Here is a 14,052-nt window from a genome sequence, read left to right as displayed (position 1 = left end):
TCGAACTGGACAAGCGCAAAATTTATGCCGGAACGGTGGGCTTCGAAGCTCTCCATGCTCGGCAAGGAATTTTCATCCAACCCAGGCAACGGCCTAGGTCTGGGCGCATAAGACCGCATCACGATGTGTTACAAAGTAGTGAATGCATGCAGCGACAAGCAGATGACTGAAATTGCGCGACTTTAAATAGTAGCAATCTAGTGCACAAACATGGGAACAAGCTGGGCAATGAATTCCAAAATTTCTAGCAGAAAAGCATGGCGTCCTTCTGAGATATACAAGCTCATATCTCAAATCGGCAGCAAAGAAAAGAGAAATTTGCTTCGGGGCTATTGCTCAAAACCGGATGTCGGTCCGCAGGAAGCGCAGTCAATTCGCAAAGATTGCACAAACCAAGATTGCATGGTGATAGGCGCCTTATTGAAGGGCCCACACGGCTTATTAAACAATGCTGCAAGTGATCACAAAAATAAGAGTGGCGACCTCTTCCGGATGACATCCTTTCCTCCATTAGCTTGGAGAAGTGAACTTTGCTATACGCTTGGTTATATTAACTCTCACAAAAAACAAGCCCTAGAACTTATTCAAAACATTCGTTCATTAGTGCATATTGAGTGCATGAGCTCTCCAGATGCGCTTGCGGCCCTCAAAGCTCTGAGTAAAAAGGCTGGAGCGTCAAACTTTCTATCCTTTAAGCTTGCATACCTTCGAAGTACGCGGGATCTGACCTCTCAAGAAATAGATATCGTCAATGAAATCGAGGATGACATATCACATAGAGATAGCCCCGGCTTTCATTTCAGTGCACTAGAAAATATTAGCTCGCGGATTTCACTTTTTTTGGTGGCCCGACGGCGAGTGAGTGGGCTCGTCGGTAGGGTGGAAGGCGATATTCGCAAAGCAGTATCTTTGAGCAACTTCGCTCCCACTCCTTTAGATTATGAAGACATCGCTGGCTTCCTTCTTCGTGCGACAGAGCTGAGCCTGATAGACACAATCCACTCTATCATCGTAGTTCTAAATCTACCCGACTACGAGCGGGCTCATTTGGAAATTAAAAATCGACTTGATCATTCGATCAATGCTGCGATATCGGAGCTGCTTGTCCATGCACAAAATTGCAGCGATGGTGAATTTGTTACGGAACATTATAATAGAAATAATGTCGATAGTTATCCTACTCTCGAAATATATAGAGTTTCCGCAGCTTTTTTGGAACGCCCAAAAATAGCTGATTTCAGAAATCGTATTGATAAAGTCATCGGCGCTCGTTTGCTCTCTGAAATTGTTGATGGAAAGATTGCGGACATCTCTATTCCATTCGGGGAAAAAACATTACTATTATCGCCAGATTTTTCGTTGCTAGATGAATCACTAAAAATATCACTTGATCCGTTCTATCGCACTTATCTCTTCCTGAGATTTATTGGCAATAGATCAAATATGCTGCTACTCACAAAAGATGAAATTCGATTCATTTTTGAAAACACAGTCGGATTGGAAGCCCTCCTCACAGAGGAGGAGATGCGTGCGTTATATACAACGGCCCCTTCTGAGGCCAAGAGCTTAGTCGGCGTACTGGCTCTAGCGCTCTACCGGAAAAAGTCTGTAGATCCTGATGTGGATTTTGAATTTAGAACAGACCTTGTATCCCACGTAAAATTAGAGCATCAAGGGAATATTCTAAATTTTATTGAGTATTTACTTAGTGACTCTCCTCAAGTAGCTAATTACATTGTCGGCAGCCTAGACGAGGTTACTCTCGAAAAGCTTTACTCTTTGATAAAAAATGTCTCACAGGCATCCAGTGTGCGAAGTGAGATTTTGCGAGCAGTCGGACATAAACTTAATAGGATCGAATACTTTATTGAGGCCGACTCGATCACAACTAGAACGAAGGTTGCGAAGCTTCAGCAATATTTCGATAGTAGTCGAATGTATGTGGACAGCGTTGCAATGAAAAAGTGGCTAGACACAAATCCCTCAGTTTCTACCGAGCAATATCGATCTCTTTATCCGCAGGTGGAAGCGGAAATATCCTCGCTCGGAGGCGAAAATGCAGGCAATGAAGGGATTGTGGTAATTCGACTAAACAGCCAAAATGAATACTTGGTTACCCAGATTGCGGAAGACGCTTTCGAGCAATTTTGCTTGAATCCAGAGTTTGGAATTCAATCTTATCTCGGTCGAAGAATACGACATAACACGTTGGATGGGGTAACGACTGATGCTATCGATGCTGTATTAACAGATCCCAAGTATACAGCCGTCATGACTAACCCCAACATGCGCAAGACAGTTGTGGCATGGATGGAATCTTATCGCAGCATAATTACAAAACTAAAAAAGGACTATCTCCAATTTAAATCAAACTCGTCATTGTTCCGATCAACACTAGACTTGGAAGATTCCGCCACAAAACAGAATCTAAGAGGGCTTGTGAATACCCTCCAAACGGCAGGCGGCCGTGAATTGGTGAATGAGCTGGTCATTGCTTATTGTTGGAATCAAATCGCCCCACAATTGGAGAATGCTGCCAGATTTATTCGCACAACATTATTGCGCGATGCTAATGTTTCTATAGACAAATATTTCTCGGGTTACTATGGAGTGCTTGAAAATAGAATGAAGGCTGAACTCCATGAGGCGGTGAACGACATTTTTAAAAAAGTGGCAGACTGGTTTCAGGTTCCGCAGACTGGATATATATCTGCGTCCGTAAGAGAACTCTGTGAAATCATTGGCAACGATTTAAACATAACGGGCTCCCTGATTTTTGAGGGAAATTCAGTCGAGACTAAATATACTGGAATCAGCGTGCATCGACTCTACGATTGCGTTGCTGTGCTTCTGCAAAATGCAGTCAAGCACGGGGCCGGAGAAGTCCCAATTCAAGTGATTGTCAACTCAGCTTCGATTGGAGCCTCGACAGCCCTAGAGAGTGTCAGTGTAAATATTTCTTCGTCCGTACCAAGTGAAAAGTTTTCGGAGTCGAAAAATCGCATTGAGAGCGCGGTTAGTGCAGTTGAGACTAGTACTGATATGGTAACGGAGGGCTATACTGGAATCAAGAAAATTAAGTTCATTACTCGCACTAGCGAAGGTTCTCACACAATACGCTGCAGCTTTGATCCCCAAGAAGCGATCATAAGTCTTGGATTCACAATGCGAGGAGAATTGGCAGTTCAACATTCCGAAACTGAGGGGCAAGCATGAGGCTTCTACTGGTGGAAGACGAGCCGCATAAACGCGACGAGTTGATCGATTGCATCAATGAGGTATTTCATGCACAGCCCGAGGTCGTCGATGGTGTAAGCCAAGCTGTGCTCAATGTCATGGGTGAGAAATACGATTTAATTGTGCTGGATATGGCATTATCAACTTTCGGGGAAAGTGCGGATGATAAGCAGAAGGGGCACGACCAGGCTCAAGGTGGAATTGAGGTGCTCAGAGCTCTCAAGCTGAAGGGTAGTGCGACAAATATAATCATTGTGACTCAGTATCCTGATTTTTACATCGGAGGAATAAAAGTTAAGCTAAAGGATTCTCCAAAAATCATCAAGGAGAAGTACAATCAAAATGTAATTGGTGCGGTTCTTTATCACTATAAATCAAAGGCAACGCTTCAAAAAATAAAATCAATATTGAGGGCCGGTTCATGAAAATTCTCCTGATTGAGGATGATGATAAGAAGCGGCGCACAATATCGGGCTACTTAATATCAAAGGGGGTCCGGGCGGAAGATATAATTTGCGCAAAAACCATGACGGATTTTGCGGCTCAGTTGGGCGCGGAGATAGGATTGTTTATTATTGACTTTTACTTGCCTCACATCGATGGCGGCGAAGCTCAGGCCAATGGAAAGGCAATTATTCAAACAATAATAAAGGCCGGCAAAGTTAACGCCCTTATGCTCGCGATTAGTTCGTATCCCGACGAATTTCCCGAGTTGAGAGGAATTTATGAGGCAAGTGGTTGTATTTTGGCGAACTATGCAGAAAAGCGCAGTTGGCAGTCTACTTTAGACCATTTGCTTGTCCAGTTGCGTAAGAACACGCGGTTTGATTTTGTTTTATTTTGCGCTCTGCGAGAGGAGCGAAATCCATATGCAACGCTGCTTGATTGCAATCCGGCTATAAGAGCAGGTATCGATTGTTTAGATTTCACGATTGGTGGACGCCGAGGAACGGCAGTGTTGCTGCCTCAGATGGGATTAGTCAATGCAGCCATCACTGCTGCCATTTGCATCGAACGATTCCGGCCAACTTTGATCGGGATGAGCGGTATTTGTGGCGGGTTTCAGAAGCGCGCAAGCTTAGGGCAGCTGCTCATATCTAGCATGTCTTACGAGTATCAATCTGGAAAGTGGTCAACTGATGGATTTCTCCATGAGCCTTATCAAGTCTCCACAGATCATGCCACCCTCGTTCGCCTAAAGGCACTTGCCGCTTCGGATCAGCTCATCAGCAGCCTTGAAGCTGGGTTTACTGGCGAGCGGCCGAAAGTCGAAAGCTTGCCGGAGGTATGTATATTCACAAGCGGCTCGGCAGTGATAGCTAGTGAAACTTACTTGCAGCAGGTGGAACAAGTGCATCGCAAGGTGACAGCGCTTGACATGGAAGTCTATGCTATACAACGGGCGGCAGAATTATCAACCAGCATGCCGCCCTGTATATGCGCCAAAACCGTTGTAGATATGTGTGGGACGGAAAAGAATGATGCTCTGCACGGGCTTTGTTGCATAAATCGGTCTGAGGCTAAGTCTCCCCAAACCCCAGACGTAGTTATGCCACGGCCACCGTCTGGGGCGTGCCCAGCTCGGTGAAGCGATTGAGGATGGATGCCCGGACATTGAGCTCGGCCACCTGTCGCTCAAACGTCCTAGCCATCACCTTCTCGCCTAGGCGCTTCAAGCAGTTCATCTTCGTCTCCACCAAGGACCGACGGTGGTAGCCGCTCCAGCGCTTCCAAATAGTACGGCCCAACTTCTTGCACGCTTTGACCGCTTCGTTGCGATGCGCGAATGCCAGACCTTTGCGCAACCTTGCGCCTTTGCGAGGAGGAATGACGGGGATGGCTTTGCGGTGGTGGCAGGCTTCATGCACGTCTTTTGTGTCGTACGCGCCATCGCCTGTAAAGCTGGCAACTATTTCATGGCTTGGTATTTGGCCCAGTAGCCCTGCAGCTACTGGTGAATCACCAACTTCATTGGTGGTCACCACCATGGCCCGTATCTGCATATTTTCTGCATCTATGCCAAGGTGCACCTTGCGCCACTGACGGCGCCGCTCGGCGCCGTGCTTCTTTGTTTTCCACTCGCCTTCACCCAAGAACTTGATCCCTGTGGAGTCGGCAAGCATGTGCAAGCCGTTGCCACTTGGGCGGTAGTGCACCTGAACATTTATACCTTTTTGTCTGCGACACACCGTGCTGTAGTCGGGGGCTGCCCAAGGTAGGCCAGCCATTTTGAGCAGCGACTGCACCAGCCCCAATGTCTGACGCAGGGGCAAGCCAAACAAGCATTTGATGGTCAGGCAAAACTGGATGGACGCATCTGAGAACGTCTGGTTGCGCCCACGCTTGCCGCTCGCAGGAGCCAGCCACTGCATGTCTTTATCCAGCCAGATGCTCAAGTCGCCTCTAGCCTTCAGTGCTGCGTTGTACGCCTTCCAGTTTGTGGTGCGGTACTTGCGCCGTCCCCAGTTCGTCTCACTCATCATCCGAGCCTACTACCGCTGCGGCCCGGATTTGTGCAACAAAGCCCTCTGCACGCATACGGTAGCTTTATATCAGCTAATTTTATGATCTCTGCAGTTAAAAACCATTTTGAGGTGCCTCAATGACCACTGATGCAGTCGAACTTGCGAATGCTGCTATAAATCATTTTCGGACCAAGGCAGATCACAATAAATTAGAATCGCTTTTCTTCTTTTCCATCATTGTCACATTTAGCTTGCTTAGTCCCATGTTTGTGATGTTGGGGGATGGTTTAATTGTAGGGAAAATAATTCCATCATGCCTTTCCTTGGTCGTCGCGGCAAGTACTGCTTGGCTGCAGCTCAGGAAGCCGCAGCATTTGTGGGCAATTTATAGAGATAGTCAGCGAAAAATTGAAGACGCACTTTGCAGATATCAGTTTAACCTTGGAGAATTCAGTGTTGATGAGGTAGAGAAGACCCGCCTTTTGGCTGAGTCGACTCGTGCTATTTCGTGGGAAGCGCATACCCGATGGCTTCCATTAGTACCGAACCCTGAATCAGTGACAAGAAGCGAATCTGAACGCATTAGTTGAATTGGAGGGTGGTGCGCCCGGCAGTATTAACCCATCTCTAGAAGAGAATCGCCAAAGGATCTATGACTTGACAATCCTTTCTTACGTTTGAGTGGGCACTTTCGAGTAAAAGCGACTGTAGCTTTGAGGCACGAGGGAGGGCGCTCATTGGTAATAATGAGTGTTGAGGCCGAAAAATGGCAATGCTTTTGACTCTCTGGTCTTTCTCACGGCAGTCGTTCAGCGGTTGTCCAGTGACTGTCGGCAACCAGCCTGAAGCAGGCCCCAAAGCACCAATTTCGGCTCTGCAGCGGTTGCGGCCCTTCACCTACGACCTCACCAGCGGCTGCTCGATGGCCGTTAAGCGTAGTACTTGAAATTGTGCTTCCAACTGGTCTGGGGAAGGCCAGGATTTGCAAGAATAATTTCGCCAACTCGGTCGGAGTACTTGATAGTGATAGGCCGACCTTCCCCAAGCTGGCACGAGTTGTAGTTCAACTTGGTCAATCCCAGGATGTCTTTGGCCACTTGAACAATGTCACCTTCTCCAAATTGAATGGTTATTGAGAGAGGTACAGGAATCTCGAAGCCGTCGTAGCTTGCGATGCGAGCTTTAAAGCCATTGGTGTAAAGAAGACCGTGGCGGTCTGTCCGCTGCCAGAAAACGCCACGCTGGACTGGATACTGGCCTCGTTTCCCTACATCTGGATGGTCGTCGTAGCGGTACAAGCGCTGACCGCCACGATCTTGACGGACACGAATCGAGATGAGCTTCACGCCTTCTGGAACAGCCTTCAAAAATCCCTTGTATTCCTCTGGACTTACACCTGAGTGGGTATGCAGGAAAATCTCCTTCAGTGGTCGACCGTCCTGCTCCTGGTAGGTCTCTATGGTGCCGCGCAGAAGCGCTTCAGCCTTTTCTGGCGGAAGATGAAATTCACCCGTTTTGGCTGAGTACCAAGCACCGAACTCACCGACGAAAACAACGCCATCACCGCTGTCCAAGAACATCTGTGCTGCGCAGCATGCGGTTCGCTTGTTCTCAGCGAGCTTATATGCAAGGCCAACGTAGCAGACACCTTCTCGAGCCCAAGGCGTTTTCCATGGCTTCGCGCCGCACTTGTAGTAGATGGCAGTGCCGAAATTCCACAGCCGGTCGGAAAGCGGGTTCTCCCCTTTTTCGCCGAGACGCACCTTTGACGTAATGTGAAGCGTTGACTCCTTGATGATTTGGACTGGCAGGTCTAGTCCCATCAATCGACCCTTGAGCTGCCGGCGGAAGTCTGGCGAATAGCTACGAGATTCTTCGAACGTTTCTAAGGACTCGCGCACCGCGGTCACCGCCGCGTCCTCAAAGTCGTCGAACATTCCCTGCTGCCCGGTATCCCGGTCAACGATTGCCTGCTCCAAGAAGGAGCGCTCAATTCGGCTTCGTCCAGCATCGCTACGCTTACTAAGCGGAATGATTGAGTTCGGGCGACAGTTCTCAAACACTTCGTCGGGAACCACGCAGATGGCCAGTGCGGGACGTGAATCGAGCTTTCCTAGTTTTTCCGCCTGCTCCATGTATAGGCCGGTGACCGCAAATGCGCGCTCGTGTTTATCGGCTTTACGTGACGCTTCTGAGAGCTTCTCTGCGTTGATGGAATAGCTCCGAACGGGCAATGGCCATCTGGTGCCGAACGCCACGTCAAATCCTGGAAACGGAGGCCAAGCCCTATGCCGGGCAGGGTCGATACAGGAGGCAGGCGCGTTCAACGCGGCGCACCAATTTTTCCAAGCCTCTATGCCACTCGCGGTTCCAAGAACAATGTTATCTGGGAGCTGCTGTTTCGCCTCGGCCGGTCCGAAGAGGGCAAGTCCATCGTGTGGGTCTTCGGCGGTTTGACCATGCCCGAATTCAAGAAGTGGTTCGCCAAGAAAATGAAATGTGTTGCTCATTAAGCTTCTCCAGCCTAGGGTGTGCCATCACTATCGCCCGACCCGTCATCTTCATCTTCGCGGGTCCTGTTTTCGGCGAGCTCCTCGCTCATATCGACCATTCCTGCGAGGGCGTGGACATCGAGCCCGACTGGACACATCCATTTGAGCGGGGCGGTGCTCATCGTGACGGCACGGCGTCCTTCACCATAACGAATGAGCCCAGGTTCTGCTTCCAGTGCTTGAACCACGCCAAGTAGTCTAGGGAGCCAGTCTTTATTCCACCAACTTTTTGTCACGATTTTGCGACGGCGTCCCAGCTCTTTGAGCTCGTAGACTTTTCCATTTAGGTCCGTTGGGCGGACATAGACGTTGACAACAACGTTCCAACTTCCATCAACGTCTAGCTGTGGCTGAAATTTTGGAGAAAGTTGATAGAGAAATGGTGATGCCCGCTCCCCCCAGCTCTTGGTCCGCTTGCCAGTCAGGTTGACCCGGGTGTCTCGTCCGTCAACGTGTCGGATACGCTGCGTCCATACGCCGTCTTCACGTTCAGGAAAGTAATAGAGATTCCGGTCGGAGCACCAGGCCAGACCCTTTTGCACGCACACCACGGTGAGGCTCCGGCGAACGAGTTCCTTCGCGACGTCCTCCGTCCTTTTGCCATCGCGCTCTGGATTGTCGGTCCACAGAAACTCTGGGGTACGTATTGTCTTGACGGAAGGAATGGCATTTTCTGGAGGGGGAGTGAAGGCGACCAGTCGGTAGGCATTCAATTCCACAAACGCCCAACGCGTTCTCAGCTCATCGAGTTTTGCCGTGGATAGCGCCGAGTGGAGGTCGTAAATTAGCATCGTCTCAGGCAAACTCAGCGCGAAAATGTTTGCGAAAACTGGCTCCTCCTTGGCGACGGTAACCCGCGTAGGCATGTAGTCGTTCAGCGCGATTGCTCTGCCTTGGTCGTGCATGATGTCTGGCTGTATTCCAAGACCACCGAGCCTCGCCACGATTTGCTCAAGACCTGTGTTCCAGGAGCGGGAGAAGTCTGCAGGGGTGGAAGTGCGTAGTCGAGAGGGCAACTTTGACGTCTCAATGTCGGCTGCTTTGCAGAGAAGCACAAGTGTTTCTTTTCCCGCCGCCAAAGCGCATCGCTCGAGCAACAATTCGTCAGCCATGCTGGCCTGCGACAAGACGGGGATGTATTGCGAGGCTCTTAGCTCAATGAGCTTGCGAACGCTATCGTCTTGGTTCTCGCCCGCAAGGGGTGCAGTACCTCGGCACCAGACTCTAAAGCCCGCAAGCGTGAGCCGGCGCGAAAGCCACGTTGCAAGCGCGTGGTCGGAATCAACGTGGTCAATAACCAGGGTATCTCGACTCTCGGCAAGTGATTCGCCACCTGCTTGCGGAAAAAATGGAGGTGTGAAGATGCTGGGATGCTGGGCCAGGAGATGACGTTGAGGTCCGACCAATAGGACTCTTAATCTTTCTAGGTCGAAGAGGTCTAGATTCCAGCCGAAATCCCTTTGGACGAGTTCATGGGCGCCGTCCTTCTCCGCAGCGTTTAGTGCCTCTGTACATACGAAGACGAACGAATCCGGATTGTGAGCCTGTTCACGGACTCGAGAACAATCGCTTTTAAGCTTGGTCTTCCAGTCGCCACGGACTGTATACGCAAAAACGATTTTTCGCCCGTTCGAATCGGACCGAATGATTGCGTCACGCCCGCCGTCACCGGTCCCCCCCAATGGGTCAATCCCGGGATAGTCGGTACCAGCAAGGAGACCTGAACAGAGCCGTTCAAAGTCGCGGTAGCTTGAGACACGCTCTAAGCAATAGGTGATACGGTCAGCGGACATACATATAGCATACGATACAGTTGTAGCAATTAGTCAACCCGCTGGCACGGCCGTGGCCTCTGTACTCACTTCGCTACAGAGTTGAAGGTCCATATAGGTCACATTGTGTATTTGGCGAGCGTCCGCTTTTGCCGTTCACGGCTACCTACCGGACGACAGCTTCTGGTGATTGCTGTCGCTTAGACGCCGGGGCGCGAACGACGCAGATCAGCCTGAAGCAGGTCCCCGAGCATCAACTTCAGCTCTGCAGCGGTTGCTGTCCCCCATCTGCGTCAGCCCTACTCACGCCGCCCCATGTGGGGCGGTCATTCGGTTCCGACACCGAGCGCTAGCTCGATTGCCCGCTCCACGAGGTTCTGCAGCCATAGCATTCTCAGTTCTAGGTCGGCGTTCCCAGTGACAGTTGCCCTCCCACCTGAATTGGAAGTCTCGATCCGTCGGTGACATCGGTCTCGCAGTAGATAGGCAGTCGCTATTGTTGCAATGCTCGGGGGACAAACGGCATTCGCCGCGCATGCTTACACGGCAATTCAACTTCTCAAGTCAGCGGCACGCCCCCTGGAGCTGTATTGCGAATTTTGTTACATTTAGCCGCATACGAAGAAAGGGGAGTTGCGTGCACGACCAATCTTTTAATAAAAAAACGCTTGCGCGAGTTTTTCAGAAACTAGATTTTGTCGGGATAAAAGCTGCTGCGGAGCTGGATGAATTCCGCGAGAGTATGCTCAACAAAGCGATGGCATCTGCAGCCTCTGGGTTTGTGAAAACTGCAAATCCGCTGGTGAGCTTTCCATTGCATGGACGGCAGGTTTTCATGTTTCCCAACCTGTGGGATGAACTTGTTGCTCGAAAACTCTGCTTAAACATTCAGAAAACATCAAAAGCCACTTCACGCGGGCGGGCGCAGATCGTGTCGAATTTACACCTGCTTCTGAAAGAGGGGGTGCCATTTCGCGTATACCGTCTGGACGTGAAAAGCTTCTACGAGTCTTTCAAGGTCTCCAACGTAATAGCGAAAGTCGGCGAGCTCGCGGAGCTTAGCCCGCTAAGCAAGAGATTGCTGCATGACCTGCTTGGGTGCCACGCAGCTCTCGGCGGGTCTGGGATTCCTCGCGGCCTTGCATTAAGTGCGGCTTTGTCTGAGTATTTAATGCGTGATTTCGATCATAAAGTGGGCGGACATTCGGAAGTGTTCTTCTTCTCTAGATATGTAGACGACATCATCATCGTTACCTCAGCGAGGGAAGACTCGGCAATATTTGTTCGACAGATTGAAAACATGCTTCCATCTGGACTTCGTTTAAATCCAACGAAAAGACAGATTGAAGAAGCTGGCGACCGAGTCAATCCGACAAAACCGGCCGACGCAACTGTGCATCTTTTTAAGTTTGACTATCTTGGTTATTCGTTTCGGATTGGTGAACCAGTAAGGGAAAAGAATAAGCAGCTTGGCGATCACCATCGCACAGTGGTGGTGGACATTGCAGAAAAGAAGATAGCCAAGTTCAAAACGAGGATATCCAGATCTTTCTTTGACTTTGCCAAAAGCGGTGATTGGCTTTTGTTAAGGGATAGGATTAAGTTCCTCACAAAGAACTTTAGCGTCTACAACGCAAAGGCTGGAGGCAAGAAGATTGCCGGTATATTTCATAGTTACCCTCTAGCCTCAAGTAATGCCGAAGGGATTGCGTCTCTTGATGAGTTTTTAAGAAATGCGATCCTTGCTAAGAATGGGCGCATCGCCTCGTTGTCATCTCCAAAACTAACAGGGGCGCAAAAAAGGCAATTACTTTCCAATAGTTTTATGAAGGGGCATGCCAAAGCCAGTTTTGTTTATTTCTCTGGGTCGAGGCTTAAGCAAATCCAAGCGTGCTGGAAGAACTGAGGTTGAGATGAAAAAGAAAAACAGAATCAAACGCGGAGACTACAATCGCGTTCTCATTACTGAAACACTGCCCTTTGAAACGCCTATCATTTTCTCAAATGATGGGTTGTACAACCATGTTGCATCAATCGGCACTGCAGGTGGGATTCAGAAAACCATCATTGATGCTCTTGTGCTGGGAGAGGGGCACCCCAAGGTGATTAATTCTACAAACCCATATCTGTACAAGGTTAGAAAGAACTCCAAAGAGTTCAGGCGCTTGGCTCTTCTACATCCGCTCTCGCAGTGGCGTCTGAAGTGCTTCTATCAGAAATACGAGCAGTTGATCCTGCACTATTGTGCGCAAAGCCCTGCGTCGATTCGTTCGCCGCGCAAGGTGGCAGGAAGCTTCTATAGCAAAAACTCGTGGGAAAACATCAACCAGTACAAAAAAGACGCCGTAACATTGGCAAGTCTTGACCGATATGTCAAGCACACACCTTCGTTCTTTTCGTATTTCGGCTACGACCGTTTATATAAATTCTTCAATTCGCGAGACTACTTTTCGTTAGAGAAGCAGTTCTGTGTACTGACAACCCTTGATGTGTCAAAATGCTTTGATAGTATTTATACCCACAGCCTTTCGTGGGCAGTTAAGGATAAAGAATTCACGAAGGGCAATGTCTCAGTTTCGTCCACATTTGCGCAAGACTTCGATCAGACCATTCGGCACGGAAATCATAACGAGACAAATGGTATTCCAATTGGTCCCGAAGCTAGCCGGGTCTTTGCGGAGATAATATTTCAAGAGATAGATCGTCGAGCGATTGCGAAACTGCCTGACCTAGAATTTGGCGTTGATTATGTTTTTCGTCGATACGTGGATGATGTTTTTATATTTGCAATCAACGAGGCAGTTGCGCAGCGCATCTATGAGATCTATGCGGATACGTTGGTTGCATTCAATCTTCATGCAAACACAGCAAAGTCGTCGACTATTCACCGGCCATTCTTGACAACCAAGTCTAGGTTGATATTTGAAGCGGGCCTTAAGACGAATGAGTTTCTGTCGAAATTTCTGGATGAGTCGACGGTAGGGTTGCTGACCCCTAAGCGGGTTTTTTCCAAGTGGAAGCTCACGAAGAGCTATATCGACTCCATAAAGGCTCTCTGTTCTGCTAATTCTTCAAGCTACGACGAAGTGGCATCATTTTTGATGTCGGTTGTTGTTGAGCGAATCAAGAAACTGGTGAACGGAGATCTGGAGACGTGCGAAGTTGCGGTTCAGGATAACTACCTGACCGTCATCGAGGTTCTGGTGGATGTGCTGTTCTTCTTGTATAGCGTTGCCCCATCGGTTGGGGCTTCCTATAAATTCAGTACTTCACTGATTCTTGTATTTAGATTTTCTAAAAAATATCTTCCCGTTCACGCCGGAACTATTTCACATCAGCTATACACACTGGCATCTAGACTACTTCTTGAGCAATGTGGAAAGCCACATGCGGAAGGTGTAGACGGGTTTGTGAACCTCGAATATCTGAACATTGCTTTGGCAATTCGGGAGCTTGGAGACCATCATCTGCTGCCTTCTCGGGTATTGGATGAGCTGTTCATTAAGAATCGAAGACTTTCTTATTTCACGATTGTCTCGTGTCTTTTCTATGTGCGAGATGATGACCAGTACAAGGCGATCAGGAAGAAGATCCTGCGTTCCGTAGCGTCGAGGTTAGGGGATATGTCAGATATCCTAATGAATAGCGAGAAGGCTTATCTGCTGCTGGATTTGTTGAGTTGCCCATTTGTTCCAGATGTAAATAAGTCGCTGTGGATAAAGTCGCTCTATTCGGTATTGCAGAAGGCGCCACCAAACAATGCGGATATCAATGCCTTCCTAGCGGTCGTATGTGATGGGCACTGGCAGATTGATTGGCAGGATGTTGATTTGCTCAATTCTTTGGAAAAGAAGGAGTTGAAGCAGGCGTACTAGTGCTAACATGGCCGTCGAAGGGTGAGATGGCTTCTCCTCGATCAATGGGCAACCATTGGTCGCAATGGGCCTCCGTAAAAAGAGGCTTTTCGACGTTTGATCGCACTTGTCCGCCAGCAATGGGGACGGGGACGCTTGGACGTTTGAGCGG

Annotated in this window: 9 protein-coding genes; 6 read left to right on the top strand and 3 right to left on the bottom strand. The window is 49.1% G+C overall.

Annotation, left to right across the window (positions count from 1 at the left end; translation table 11 throughout):
• Positions 1-228: 228 nt before the first annotated feature.
• Genes G7047_RS13830 through G7047_RS13820 form a run of 3 tightly spaced genes read left to right on the top strand, consistent with a single transcriptional unit; the run spans position 229 to position 4,825 of the window.
• A complete protein-coding gene (locus tag G7047_RS13830) occupies positions 229-3,216 on the top strand; it encodes a hypothetical protein (protein WP_166306325.1) in 2,988 nt (995 codons plus the stop codon).
• Complete coding sequence (locus tag G7047_RS13825; protein ID WP_166306322.1) at positions 3,213-3,662, top strand: response regulator; 450 nt, start codon at positions 3,213-3,215, stop codon at positions 3,660-3,662. Before G7047_RS13830 ends, G7047_RS13825 begins: the two co-directional genes overlap by 4 nt.
• Positions 3,659-4,825: a nucleoside phosphorylase gene (locus G7047_RS13820; RefSeq protein WP_166306319.1), complete on the top strand. Its 1,167-nt coding sequence runs from the start codon at positions 3,659-3,661 to the stop codon at positions 4,823-4,825. The genes G7047_RS13825 and G7047_RS13820 overlap by 4 nt, the downstream gene beginning before the upstream one ends.
• Here the strand turns inward: G7047_RS13820 and G7047_RS13815 are convergent.
• On the bottom strand, positions 4,785-5,717 hold the full coding sequence (locus G7047_RS13815) for an IS5 family transposase (RefSeq protein WP_166300226.1): 933 nt from the start codon (positions 5,715-5,717) through the stop codon (positions 4,785-4,787). The two genes, G7047_RS13820 and G7047_RS13815, sit on opposite strands and share 41 nt — an antisense overlap.
• A gap of 122 nt (positions 5,718-5,839) precedes the next feature.
• On the opposite strand from G7047_RS13815, the gene G7047_RS13810 reads away from it, so the two are divergent.
• Positions 5,840-6,292 carry a DUF4231 domain-containing protein gene (locus tag G7047_RS13810; RefSeq protein WP_166306316.1) on the top strand — a complete coding sequence of 151 codons (453 nt, stop codon included), beginning with the start codon at positions 5,840-5,842 and terminating at the stop codon, positions 6,290-6,292.
• A 339-nt stretch (positions 6,293-6,631) separates the two neighbouring features.
• On the opposite strand, the gene G7047_RS13805 is transcribed toward G7047_RS13810, so the two are convergent.
• Both G7047_RS13805 and G7047_RS13800 read right to left on the bottom strand, forming a co-directional pair.
• On the bottom strand, positions 6,632-8,212 hold the full coding sequence (locus tag G7047_RS13805) for a hypothetical protein (protein WP_166306313.1): 1,581 nt from the start codon (positions 8,210-8,212) through the stop codon (positions 6,632-6,634).
• A 14-nt stretch (positions 8,213-8,226) separates the two neighbouring features.
• Entirely contained in the window at positions 8,227-10,047 is a 1,821-nt protein-coding gene (locus tag G7047_RS13800; RefSeq protein WP_166306310.1) for a restriction endonuclease, read from the bottom strand.
• Between the two features lie 616 nt (positions 10,048-10,663).
• Between G7047_RS13800 and drt3a the strand changes: the two genes are divergently transcribed.
• Both drt3a and drt3b read left to right on the top strand, forming a co-directional pair.
• The gene (gene drt3a / locus G7047_RS13795; RefSeq protein ID WP_166306307.1) at positions 10,664-11,932 is read left to right on the top strand and encodes an antiviral reverse transcriptase Drt3a; all 1,269 of its coding nucleotides are present in this window, start codon (positions 10,664-10,666) and stop codon (positions 11,930-11,932) included.
• The gene (drt3b, locus tag G7047_RS13790) at positions 11,862-13,901 is read left to right on the top strand and encodes an antiviral reverse transcriptase Drt3b (RefSeq protein WP_240939487.1); all 2,040 of its coding nucleotides are present in this window, start codon (positions 11,862-11,864) and stop codon (positions 13,899-13,901) included. Before drt3a ends, drt3b begins: the two co-directional genes overlap by 71 nt.
• Positions 13,902-14,052: the final 151 nt, after the last annotated feature.

Origin of the sequence: Diaphorobacter sp. HDW4A (assembly GCF_011305995.1) — a bacterium.
In the GTDB taxonomy this organism is placed as follows: domain Bacteria; phylum Pseudomonadota; class Gammaproteobacteria; order Burkholderiales; family Burkholderiaceae_C; genus Diaphorobacter_A.
The sequence above is the reverse complement of the archived record's forward strand: the minus strand, read 5'-3'. Positions and strand labels throughout refer to the sequence as shown.